We start from the raw sequence: 12220 nt of genomic DNA, 5'->3' as shown, positions 1-12220 counted from the left end.
TCATAATACTGTTTTATCCTAACTTTAAACTGTCCAACTTTTTGGGTTCAGTTCATTGGCGGGCTCTCTTTCGTTCTTTCTATTAACTAGTGAATTCCGGCGCCGTCAGCGACATCGCAGGTCACAGGCTTGCCGTTCACTTCAAGAGCGAGCGCGTCACAGAACACGGCGCCACCCTTTGCGGTAAGGGCAATCTTTTCGAAGTCCTTGACCTTGAGCTCGCGCGGTTCGCTCGGGGTAACACCCTTGAACAAAGCACGGTCACCCGGCTTGGCGTCTTCCGGGACGCTCACGAGTCTGCACTTGTGCGTTTCCGGTTCGAGGTCGCCTGCAAAGAGCATGCCCTGGCTCATGATGCCACGGAGGGCGCTCGGTTTCAAGTTTGCGAACAAGAGAATCTTGCGGTCCTGGAGTTCGTTTGCCTGGTAGCTGCTCTTGAGGCCGCTGCAAATCGTGCGGAGTTCACCTTCGCCTGCATCGACTTTGAGTACGTACAAGCTACTTGCATCCGGGTGGTCGGCAACTTCCTTAATTTGTGCAACACGGAGGTCCATAGCGGCCGGAACGTCAGCAGCCATAAGCGGCTTGTTCTGCTTCGGCTTGGCCTGCTGCGGTTCAGCCTTCTTGACTTCTTCTTCAATGCGCGGGAAGAGCGGCTTGCCTTCGCCAAACTTTTCGCCCCCCTTGAGGATGCCCCACACGAGGTCGTTCTGGTCGGTAAACTTGCTACCGATCATGGCGAGACCTTCTTCGCTCTTGCCCGGGATGACCGGCCAGAGCATGCTGAGTGAGAGACGCACGGCTTCAGCAGAAATGTAAAGCACGGTTGCGAGTTCGTCCTTCTTGGATTCGTCCTTGGCGAGCTTCCACGGAGCCTTGATTTCAAGGTAGCGGTTCACGCTGCGGACGAGCGTCATGATTTCTTCGACGACTTGGGAGAGCTTGACCTGCGGAACCCATTCCATCACGTTTGTGCGGACGCGGTTTGCAATCGTAATCACTTCGTTGGCTGCATCGTCGAGAGCGTTCGGAGCCGGGAGTACGCCTCCGAAGTTCGTGAGCACCAAGCGGTGGACGCGGTTCAAAACGTTACCGAGGTCGTTAGCAAGGTCGCTGTTGATGCGGCGGACAAAGCCTTCGTGCGTGAAGTTCGCGTCTTGACCGACAACCATTTCTCGAGCGAGGAAGTAGCGGAAGGCGTCGATGCCGTACTTTTCCATGTAGTCCATCGGGTTCACGACGTTGCCTGCGGACTTACTCATCTTTTCGCCACCGTTCACGAGCCACCAGCCGTGGGCGAGGATGTGCTGCGGGAGCGGAATGTCGAGTGCCATGAGCATGGTCGGCCAATAGACGCTATGAGTCGTCAAAATGTCCTTACCGATGAGGTGGTAAGAGGCGGGCCAAATCGGAGAGCCATCTGCATAGGTTTTGTGGAAGGCGGTGGAGGCGCTCACGTAGTTGAGGAGAGCGTCAAACCAGACGTAAGTCACGTAGTCCGGGTCGAACGGCAGCGGAATGCCCCAGCTGAGGCGGATCTTCGGACGGCTGATGCAGAGGTCGTTCAGCGGCTGGCGGAGGAATCCGCGGATTTCGTTCCAGCGGTAGTCCGGCACAATCCAGTCCTTATGGCTTTCCAAGAAGTCAATCAACTTCTGCTGGTAAGAACCCATCTTGAAGAAGTAGTTCTTTTCCTTGAGCCATTCCACCGGGCGGTGGCTGATCGGATCGCACTTGTTTTCGTCGAGTTCGTCTTCGCTGAAGAAGCGTTCTTCGCCAACGGAGTACCAGCCTTCGTATTCCTTCGAGTAAATTTCACCCTTGTCCCAGAGCTTCTGCAAACATTCCTGCACAAAAGCCTTGTGTTCCGGCATCGTCGTGCGGATGAAAAAGTCGTTCTGGATGTTCATCTTCTTCCAGAGGTCTTCGAAGCGGTGGTAGTATTCGTCCACGTGTTCCTGCGGAGTCACGTTACGCTTGGCAGCGGCGCGCTGCACCTTCTGGCCGTGTTCGTCGGTACCGGTCAAGAAGAATGTCTGGTAGCCGATGATCTTGTGGAAGCGGGTAAGGATATCAGCAAGAACGGTCGTGTAGGAATGCCCGATATGCGGGGCATCATTGACATAATAAATCGGAGTGGTGACGTAAAATTTTTTCATGACTGCAAATTTAGTAAAAGGCGAGTGCCGCGGCAAAAGTGCGCAAAGCTAGAAAGCGCAAAAACTTGTTTTTGCATTTTCTAGCTGAAGCCACGGACGTCGTAGACGTCAAAGTAACTTGTTACTTTGACATGGTCGAGCCGTACTAAATGCATCCCGAAGGGATGCAAATATAATAAAAATGCTTATATTTCATAAAAAAGAGGTACTTATGTCATTTATTGATTTGGCAAGAAATCGTTATAGTTGCCGTGCTTTTAGCACGCAGGATGTTGAACCCGAAAAATTGATGCAGGTGCTCGAAGCGGGCCGTATCGCTCCGACAGCCGTAAACGGTCAACCGGTGTTTATCAAGGTTCTCCAGTCGCCCGAAGCGCTCAAGAAAATTCGTGGCATCACGCGTATGGCATATAACGCTCCTGTGGTGCTTATGGTCTGCTATGATGACAATAAGGTTTACACTCCGACAACGTACATGGATAGCTTTAAGAGTGGCATCATGGATTCTAGCATTGTCGCGACTTCGATGATGATGCAGGCGACCGACCTCGGGCTTGCAACTCTTTGGGCTCGTGGTTTCAATGCTGCTCACATTGAACATGAATTTGGTTTTGAACCGAACATCAAGCTTGCTTGCCTTTTGGACATTGGCTATGCCGACCCGCAGAACGGTGTGCCGTCACCACGTCATGACGTGCGCAAGCCGATGAATGAATTTGCCGAAAAACTTTAATACGGCTAAAAAAACGCAATTATAGAGGGGTTATGAAAAAGCTAAAGTACTTGTTGCCTTTGGTCATTTTTGGTGTGTTTTCTTGTTCGGGGAAACTGCCTCAAGTTGAAGGTCGTTCGAATGCTTTGGCTTTGCCTCGGAGCGTCGTTGTCGTTTACGAAAACGATGTCCATTGCAATATGGACGGCTATGCAAAATTTGCGGGTCTTCGCGATGCAATTGCTGATACGGCTGATGTCTTGACTGTTTCGTCCGGCGACTTTTTGCAGGGTGGTGCAATGGGGAGTATTTCGCGTGGCGGCTATGTTGTAGCGCTCATGAATGCTGTCGGTTACGATGTCGTGACGCTTGGTAACCATGAATTTGATTATAAGATTTCTCGCTTGATGGAACTTTCGGACTCCATGAACGCAGCAATCGTTTGTGCGAACCTTGTGCAGAAAGGAACTTTGACGCCGCTGTTTAAGCCTTACATTCTAAAGCAGATTGGCTCCAAGAAAATTGCTTTTGTCGGAGTGCTGACACCACAAACTCTAGTGGGGGAGTCTTATGCATTTACGGATGAATCGCTAAAGACTTTGTACGATATTCCTACAAAGGAAATTTTCAATTTAGTGCAGTCGGCGGTTGATGATGCGCGTAAAGCAGGCGCAGATTACGTGATTTTGCTTTCGCACTTGGGGCTTGTGCCGCCGGTGAGTTCTGTTGAAGTTGTTCAGAAAACGACGGGGATTGACGCTGTGCTGGACGGGCATTCGCATAGTGTTGTTGGCGAAGAGTTTATTGCAAACGCCAATGGCGACAGCGTTCTTGTTTCGCAGACGGGAACGAAATTCCAGAATGTCGGGGTGCTGGATATAACTCGCCATGGAAAATTTCATTCTCGGTTGATTCCGATGGATGGCGTCGTTGCGGTGAACCGTAAAGTTGCTGCTGTTTACGATAGCTTGCTTGCATTGACTGCCGCCGATTTGCAGAAAGTTGTCTCGAATACGAAATTTGAATTGACAATTAATGGCGATGATGGAAAACGCTTGGTTCGCAAAGGCGAAACGAACTTGGGCGACTTGGCGGCCGATGCCATGCGTTTCTCTGTGGGGGCGCAAATTGGAATCGAAAATGGCGGGAGTGTCCGCGTGACGATTCCTGCGGGCTCTGTGAAATATCAAGACATTTTGAACGTGATGCCTTTTGGAAATGGCATCTGCTTGATTCGTGCGACTGGGCGCCAAATTAAGGAGGCGCTTGCACAAGGCGCTTCGAAATTGCCTGAGGAATCCGGCGGATTCTTGCACGTCTCGGGACTCCGCTATACGGTTGTTGTGGATGCGAAAAATGGTGGCGGAGCTGCGCAAGTACGCATTGAAAATGTGCAGGTAGAGACTGAAAACGGCTTTGTCGCTATTGACGAGGATGCTCTCTATACGGTCGGATTGTCGTCTTATGTGGCGTATGAGGGCGGTGAAATTACAGCCTTCCGCGGAAGTGAAATCATTATGGATAAGGTGATGACCGATGATGAAGCGATGGTGAAATTCTTGAAAAGTTTGGGCGACGAAATCCCCGAAGCTTACCGAAAGCCGCAAGGGAGGATTGCGGTGAAAAATATTCTGTAGATTTTTTTTGACAAAATAGCTTGTTGAAACTATAGTATATTGGTCTAAAAAGGCAAAATGAATAAAACGTGACTAAATTCTTGAAGTTTATCGCAAACCGCAGGGGCTATTTGTGGTAAAATAATTTTTTTAATTTATTTTACATTTATTTGTTAAAGGTATTCTTGACAAAATAGCATTCTTGTGAGTATTATTTCTTTACTCAATCTCTAAATTGAGATTGGTAAAATATTCCATAAAGGATGTTGAAATGTTTAATAGCAAAATTTTGCTTTTGATGTGGATTGTTCTTGCCGTGAATGCTGTGGCTGCGGAACGGTCTGTTGCTGTTTCTTCGGCGGAACTTAATGTAATCGATGCCAAAACAGATGTGCTTGGTCGCCATAATTCTAAAGTTCGGAATACGCCACAGGCGTATGTGAAAACGACGAAATCAATGGCTTTGGCGAAAGAAGGGGAAAATTCACCAAATCCGAATACAGTTTCTATAGAGCCACATCAAGGATTTTTTGAATATAGGGCTAATACTAAAGGGACTATGGTAAAAAAATATGTCTTGGACACCGTAGATTACACTGAAGCACAATATTTGAGTCTTATCCAAGATATTGAAGATCGTGACGCACCGAGAAATGCATTTAAAGATTTTTATAAAAATGGTTATAAGTATATTGTAGATACATTGTCATCTAAATCAAAAGAATATAGTGGTGTTTCCATTACAAAAATAACAGGCGAAAGTTATGGAAATGATTCTTATAGCACGGATTTGTTTGTTGAGTGTTCTAAATATGTAATAAATTCGAGTGACCCTTGTCGTACAGAAGAACATTATGATTTTTTGAATTATGCCACAGTTGTGACAAATTCAAATTATTATAAATACCTTTTTTCTGCAAAAAAAGGGGTGAATATTGGTATATCTTTTACTGAAAACAATCTGCCTTCTTCTAGTTTTGGCATTGATTATAAATTGGTGGCAAATTGCAATACAAGTTATCCCGATCAAATTGTTCATGGTGCGAAAGTTGCTAGAACAATAAAGTCAATTGTGCCTAAAGCGACTCTTTATGGTTTGACAACATCTTGTACGTCTTCTCAAATACCTGTTGCCCTACCTATCGACGGTTATGATAAAGTTCCTAAGATTTATATAGGGAATCATTCTTATGGTAATGGTGTCGGTGTTTATGATAATCAGAGAAGTAGTTTCATAGATGATTTTGTTTATCATACAAGAACTATAGAAATTGCAAGTGCTGGTAATGAGGGATTGTTTTTAAATAATCAAATAACTCCATATGCTAGAGGGGTTAATGTCGTATCTGTTGGGGCGGTTCATAATGACTTTACATACGATCGAAGTTCTAGCTGGAAAAATCCGCGTTTTGATTCTAATGATTCTTATCCAAATTCTGGATTAGAATATGTTAAACCAGAGATTGCTAGTTTTGCCGATTTGTTTTTCCCTAAAGCAGATATATTTAAAGTTGATAAAGTTGTAAAAGGAACGTCGGCAAAATTGGATCCTTTTTTTAGACAAACGAGTTCTGCAACACCTTTTATTACTGCATTAGTCGCTCATTTGTTAGATAAATTTCCATTTTATAGGTGGCATCCGGAAGTGGTGAAAGCACTCTTGATTACTTCAAGTATTATTCCGATAAAGGATGCTGCACAACATGATAAGGATAACGAAAAGTTTAAAGTTGCTATGGGTGTTCCTGATGGTCGTGCTATGGCTCAATATAATCGTTCTCGCTTTTGGAATGGAAATAAAGGAGACTTTTTTAATAGCAATGGTGAAATTCGTTTTGATGAGATTGATATTGATCCTACAAAGACATATCGTATTGCTATAGCATGGTTGTCTAGTGGATCCTATGTGCTTGAAAATGGACGTCTTCCGCAGGATATTAATCTTGAAGTATGGCAAGATGGAAAAACGCTTGGAAAATCGGCATCTGAATCAAATCCTTTCGAATTTGTTGAAATCAAGCCGAAATCGAACAAAAAATTAACGATTATTATAAAAAGAAAGCGTAACGACTATGGTCGCGTGCTTTTGGGATATAATCTCTTAGAAGTTCATTAAATCGTTTAACTCGTTTTCTATATTTGTCCTTGTTAAATTTAACAAGGACATTTTTTATGCGTGATCAATTCGAAAGCCCGCTCATCAAGCGCTATGCTTCCAAGGAAATGAGTTTCATCTTCAGCCCGCAGTACAAGTTCCAGACTTGGCGCAAGCTGTGGATTTACCTCGCCGAATCCGAAATGGAGCTCGGCCTCCCGATTACGCAGGAGCAAGTCGATGAATTGAAGGCTCACGAAAAGGACATCAACTTCGAAGTTGCCGAAGAAGAAGAAAAGCGCCGCCGTCACGACGTGATGAGCCATGTTTACGCTTACGGCGTGCAGTGCCCGAAGGCTAAGGGCATCATCCACCTGGGTGCAACGTCTGCTTTCGTCGGCGATAACACAGACCTTATCCAGATGCAGCAGGCTATGATCCTCGTGCGCAAGCGTCTTTGCCGCGTGATGGACAAGCTTTCCAAGTTTGCTATGGAATACAAGGACATGGCCCAGCTCGGTGCAACGCACTTCCAGGCTGCCCAGCTCACGACTGTGGGTAAGCGCGCTTGCCTCTGGCTTCAGGACATGCTCATCGACCTCGAAGAATTGAACTTCCTCATCGAAGTGCTTCCGTTCCGCGGCGTGAAGGGCACCACCGGTACGCAGGCCAGCTTCATGGACCTGTTCAACGGCGACGAAGAAAAGATTATGGAACTCGACCGCCGCGTGACCGCCAAGGCAGGCTTCAAGCGCGTGCTCACCATCACCGGCCAAACCTACACTCGTAAGTGGGACAACCGCGTGAACCAGGTGCTCAGCTCCATCGCTCAGAGTTTGCACAAGTTCGCCACCGACATGCGCCTCATGCAGGGCGTGAAGGAAGTCGAAGAACCGTTCGAAAAGACTCAGATTGGTTCCTCTGCCATGGCATACAAGCGTAACCCGATGCGCAGCGAACGCATTTGCTCTCTCGCTCGTTTCGTGATGGCTCAGGTCAACAGCACCGCCTTCACGCAGGCAACGCAGTGGTTCGAACGTACGCTCGACGACAGTGCGAACAAGCGCTTGGCAATTCCTGAAGCATTCCTCGCTATGGACGCTATGCTCATCATCGCTGAAAACGTCACTAACGGTCTCGTCGTTTATCCGAAGGTCATCGAAAAGCGCATCATGGCTGAACTCCCATTCATGGCTACCGAAAACATCATCATGGAAGGCGTGAAGAATGGCGGCGACCGTCAGGAACTCCACGAAGAAATCCGCGTGATGTCCATGGAAGCTGGCAAGGTTGTGAAGGAACAGGGCAAGGACAATGACTTGCTCGAACGCGTTTTGAAGAACGAAAAGTTCCAGAAACTCGGCATCACCGAAGCTAAGCTCAAGGAAATCCTCGACCTGCGCAAGTTCGTGGGGCGCGCTCCGGGACAGGTCGTGAAGTTTGTGACCGAAGAAGTCCGCCCGGCTATCGAAGCTGTGAAGGACTGGGCTAACATCGACGCCGGCGAATTGAAGGTTTAATTTGCCTTATTGCCGTCGCGATACGGCATCACCGCGACTCTCGACGTACGACTTGTACGCCTTCGGTCGCGGATTCTTTGTCTCGCTAGGCACTAAGACAAATTGATTGTTATTAATACGATTTTGATGGCAAAAAAACGAGTCCTTGCGGGCTCGTTTTTTGCATTGTAACTAAATGATGTTACGGCTTGAATGGCGGAATATAATCATCGCCTTCGTTACTGCGATTATGCGGTTCCATATACACCCTCCTTTCCTTTTTGGATGACGAAAATATATTTAGTTTTGCGTGTTTTTTAATGTGAATTCCATCACGGTGTGATTTTGTTCACTTTTGAAAAAAGCGATTTTTTTTGTGATTTCTCCAATAAAATGGTGTATTTTACCATTATGGAGAAAATTGACTTATCACAATGGACGATGTTCAGCAATCGTCACAATTCCGAGAACTACAACAGTCTGGATGGCAAATGGATGTTGAAATTGGGTTTTCCGGGTTTTTGCTCGACGAAGGAGGAATTGCTTCGCGAGCAGGATATTTGCCGGAAAGTGGTTTCACTTGGAATCCCGACGCCGCATGTGGGCGATATTGTCGAACAGGATGGTCGTTTGGGCCTGATTTACGAACGCATCGTGGGGAAACGCTCGATTTCGAAATGTGTGGGCGAAAATCCCGAACATCTTGAGGAATACATCAAGGTTTTTGCAGAGCATTGCAAAAAGCTGCATTCTACGTCGTGTATTCCTGGCACGTTCCAAGATGCGGAGGAAAAGTATTCGCGCTTGATCGAAGAATCGAAGATGTTCCCTGAGAATGTCAAGGAATTTGCGCGTAACCTCATCAAGGAAACGCCAAAGGTTTCTCGTTGCGTTCATGGCGATATGCAGACGGGCAACTTAATTGTCAATGACAATGGCGCGTACTTTATCGATTTGGGCGAGTTTGCCTGCGGTAACCCGCTTTTCGATTTAGGTTGTTATTTCTATTTCTGCCATTACCTGCCGGATGATTATTTGCTGGCTGCCCACTACATGAATGCGGCGATGATGCGCAAGTGCTGGGACGTGTTTGCGAAGTATTACTTTGGTGCAGATACTCCGGAGAAATTGGCGGCGGTGGATACTCGCGTCAAGCCGTATGTATTGTTCCCGATTCTTGACTTTGAGCATTTGATGGCCGAAGATGCAAATTTAAAATACCTGGAAATGAATTTCCAGGTAGCTAGAAAAGACTTGGGATTGTAAGCGATTTTACTCGTTAATTCCATAGAGCCGGTTGTGTGCAAGGCAATCGGCTAGTTTTTTGTATTCCGTGACAAAAGCTTCGTGGGCGGGGGCGTCGCCGAGCGCTTTGTAGAGGGCGCTGGAAAGCGTTCCGCGTTTGAGCATTTTCTCCATAAAGCTTTGCGAGACTTCGGTGAGGTCGTTTTTCACGACGCTGTAGATGTGCTTCCAGAGGTCGCCGGCGGTAATCGGGGCGGCAGGAGTGTTCGCGGAATCCATGCCAAATACAGCGAGAAATTCTGGCCAGTCGATGACTGCGTTCTCGGCGTCCTTTGTGGTCTTGGCGAGGAGTTCGGCGAGGCGTGTCGTGTCGAAGTTACGCAAGAATTCGCGGTATTCCTTGAGCGTGTGTGGTACGGGATTTACGGCGGATGCGTTTTCGCGAGATGCCGCGAACTTGCCATTCACAATCGCCTTAAGTGTTGCTATTTCAAGCTCTACAATGGCGATATCGGCGTTTGGGCATTCCTGAATATCGACAAGGCGTATTTCGATAGCCCCGCGGTCAAAACGGGCGATGGCTCCACGGCTATTCAAGAAGAAATGATTGAGCAAGTGTTCGGTATCGTAAGGCGCGATAGCTTTCTTTACCTTGTCGAAAATCATCTTGTTGTATTCGTCATAGCTGTACGCCTGTTCCGGGATGACTTGGCCCGTGATTTCAGGGACTTTGTCCTGATTGTGGCGGTAAACTTCGATGCGGGCATCACGATAGCCGGTGTATTTGCCGTCGAGATACGGGCTGCTTGCGGCAATGGCTGGAATCAGCGGCAACAGCAAGCGAATTGCTGCGTGAAGCTCGCCAAATTCTTCGTCACCGTCAAAAGAAAGGTTCAGGTGTGTACTTTGTAGGTTTGCCCAGCCGTGGCCTTTGCAGTTGAAAATGCGGTCGTAAGTTTGGTAAATGTCGAGGCAATCGTACGGCCAAAGTTGCATTTCTGCCGGGTCCATGAACGGATGGCAGGCGCTCGGCAAAAGCATCGCGTTGATCTTTTCGAGCTTCTTGTTTGCACGGCGAATCTCGTGGAAGAATCGCTTGCCGAGTCCGTCAAATGTGGATTTTGGGTGTGCGCACTTGAATTCCAACACATGGCTTACGAGCTCGTTCGAAAGTCCGATATCGTCGTATTCAATGTCCGAAAGCTGATTGCCGTCTTTATCTTTTCCGAGCGGAACATCGGCGCGAGGCAGCACGTTGAGCGTGTCGCGATCGACAATCATGAATTCCATTTCAACGCCGAAGCGTTCCCAAAGTTTGTAGTTGCTCATGATTGCCCCCTATAAAAACATATCCCTTTCGTGTTGGAGCACTTTCTGTTGTGCTGCGTTTTGGCGGTCCTCGATGCGGTGGCGCAGGCTTCTCATGATGGCGAGATAAATCTTCTTTTTGCCAACTTGATCTTCGATTCCGTGGTCGATACTCGGGTTGTCGTTCACTTCAATCACGACCGGGTGACCGTTGATTTCCTTGAGGTCTACGCCGTAAAGCCCGTTACCGATAAGGCTTGCGACGCGGAGGGCCGTTTTCACGATGCCGTGAGGAACGCTTTCAATCGGGAGGCAATCCCATTTGCCACAAACAGCGTTTTTATCCTTGCTATCCCAGTTGTATATTTGCCAGTGGTCCTTTGCCATGTAGTATTTGCAAGCAAAGAGCGGCTTTCCGTCGAGAATGCCGATTCTCCAGTCAAATTCCGTGGGCGTAAATTCTTGAGCGATGAGCAAGTCGCTATGCTCAAACATCGTGTCGAGAATTTTTTCAAGTTCTTCCTTGTTGTTTGCCTTTTTGACGCCCATGCTGAAGCTCGAATCCGGCGTCTTGATGACCATCGGGAATCCGATTTCCTTGGCGAGCGTGTGTCGGTTTTCGCTGTGGGCAATAATCGTCTTCGGTGCCGGAATCTTTCCGACCGTCATCAGTTCTTGCAAATAAACTTTGTTGGAACAACGTAAAATACTGTCGGGATCGTCAATGACGGCGATGCCTTCGCTCTGGGCGCGGCGTGCAAATGCGTATGTGTGGTGGTTGACGTTCGTCGTTTCGCGAATGAAAATGGCATCGAATTCGCCAACGCGGTGGTAGTCCGTCTTGGTAATCATTTCCACGCGGAAACCCGTATCTTGTGCGGCTTCGATAAAGAGCTGAATCGCTTCCTTGTTGCTCGGCGGTTCCACTTCTTCAGGATTCGTTAAAATGCCGAGGTCATACACGTAGTCTTCCGTCTTGGGGGAGACATAGCGGTCTTTCTGGAAATATTCAATGGCGAACTGATCGACCATTTCCTTGTGCGTTTCGGGAATTTCGTCAACGCTAATCGGGCGGATGGACTGGATGAACCATTTTTGCTTGAAAACAAATTTTGCACGCAGGAGCGGTGCCTGGAAAACGCGGTAAAGTGCCTGCGAAAGTTCTAGGTATTGCGCGCTGACGTTTTGCCCAAAGTAAATGGAAAGCACGAATTCTGTGCCGGTCAGCTTGTGAAGGCTCTTCTGGATCAGCTCGTCAATTTCATCGCTGATGATTTTTACGACTGCTGGGGCCTTGAAATCGCGGATGTTCTTGACATTCGGGATGACCTTGTGACCGCGCGCTTCGGCAAGCAGGCTTACATAATAGCCCTTGCTCTGGTAGCTGTAGTCCTTGCACAAGTTGAAAACGCGAACGTTTTTCTGAGTTGTAAATTCTGGATTAGTAAGGTAGTCTTTTGCCGAGACAATTTCGGCTTCGGGAATGTGAAACTTCCAATTCTTTGGAGTGTTCACTACAATTATCTTTTTCATAATATCTGCACGTGTGGCGTCTTCATGTCGAAGTTGCGTCGTGCGTGCCAAAA

8 protein-coding genes are annotated in these 12220 nt (G+C 47.5%); 5 read left to right on the top strand and 3 right to left on the bottom strand.

The features are described from left to right. Positions 1-86 precede the first annotated feature (86 nt). Entirely contained in the window at positions 87-2159 is a 2073-nt protein-coding gene (gene metG, locus B7991_RS04355) for a methionine--tRNA ligase (protein ID WP_088629750.1), read from the bottom strand. Positions 2160-2370: 211 nt separating this feature from the next. Between metG and B7991_RS04350 the strand changes: the two genes are divergently transcribed. The 5 genes from B7991_RS04350 to B7991_RS04330 all read left to right on the top strand — a co-directional run bounded on the left by B7991_RS04350 (position 2371) and on the right by B7991_RS04330 (position 9347). Continuing rightward, positions 2371-2892 carry a nitroreductase family protein gene (locus B7991_RS04350; RefSeq protein ID WP_088629749.1) on the top strand — a complete coding sequence of 174 codons (522 nt, stop codon included), beginning with the start codon at positions 2371-2373 and terminating at the stop codon, positions 2890-2892. Between the two features lie 32 nt (positions 2893-2924). Beyond that, positions 2925-4508 carry a bifunctional UDP-sugar hydrolase/5'-nucleotidase gene (locus tag B7991_RS04345; protein WP_088629748.1) on the top strand — a complete coding sequence of 528 codons (1584 nt, stop codon included), beginning with the start codon at positions 2925-2927 and terminating at the stop codon, positions 4506-4508. A 250-nt stretch (positions 4509-4758) separates the two neighbouring features. Further along, positions 4759-6603, top strand: a complete 1845-nt coding sequence (locus tag B7991_RS04340; RefSeq protein WP_088629747.1) for a S8 family serine peptidase — start codon at positions 4759-4761, stop codon at positions 6601-6603. Positions 6604-6659: 56 nt separating this feature from the next. Next, positions 6660-8102: an adenylosuccinate lyase gene (gene purB / locus B7991_RS04335; protein ID WP_085490310.1), complete on the top strand. Its 1443-nt coding sequence runs from the start codon at positions 6660-6662 to the stop codon at positions 8100-8102. Between the two features lie 372 nt (positions 8103-8474). Then, positions 8475-9347, top strand: a complete 873-nt coding sequence (locus B7991_RS04330; RefSeq protein WP_254917839.1) for a TIGR02172 family protein — start codon at positions 8475-8477, stop codon at positions 9345-9347. A 6-nt stretch (positions 9348-9353) separates the two neighbouring features. Here B7991_RS04330 and B7991_RS04325 read toward each other — a convergent pair whose 3' ends face one another. Then, on the bottom strand, positions 9354-10655 hold the full coding sequence (locus B7991_RS04325) for a glutamate-cysteine ligase family protein (RefSeq protein WP_088629745.1): 1302 nt from the start codon (positions 10653-10655) through the stop codon (positions 9354-9356). 9 nt (positions 10656-10664) lie between these two features. After that, complete coding sequence (locus B7991_RS04320) at positions 10665-12167, bottom strand: RimK family protein (RefSeq protein WP_088629744.1); 1503 nt, start codon at positions 12165-12167, stop codon at positions 10665-10667. Between the last annotated feature and the right edge of the window lie 53 nt (positions 12168-12220).

Source organism: Fibrobacter sp. UWB3 (genome assembly GCF_002210405.1).
GTDB lineage: Bacteria > Fibrobacterota > Fibrobacteria > Fibrobacterales > Fibrobacteraceae > Fibrobacter.
Note: the sequence above shows the minus strand (reverse complement) of the source record. Positions and strands in the feature narration are given on the sequence as shown.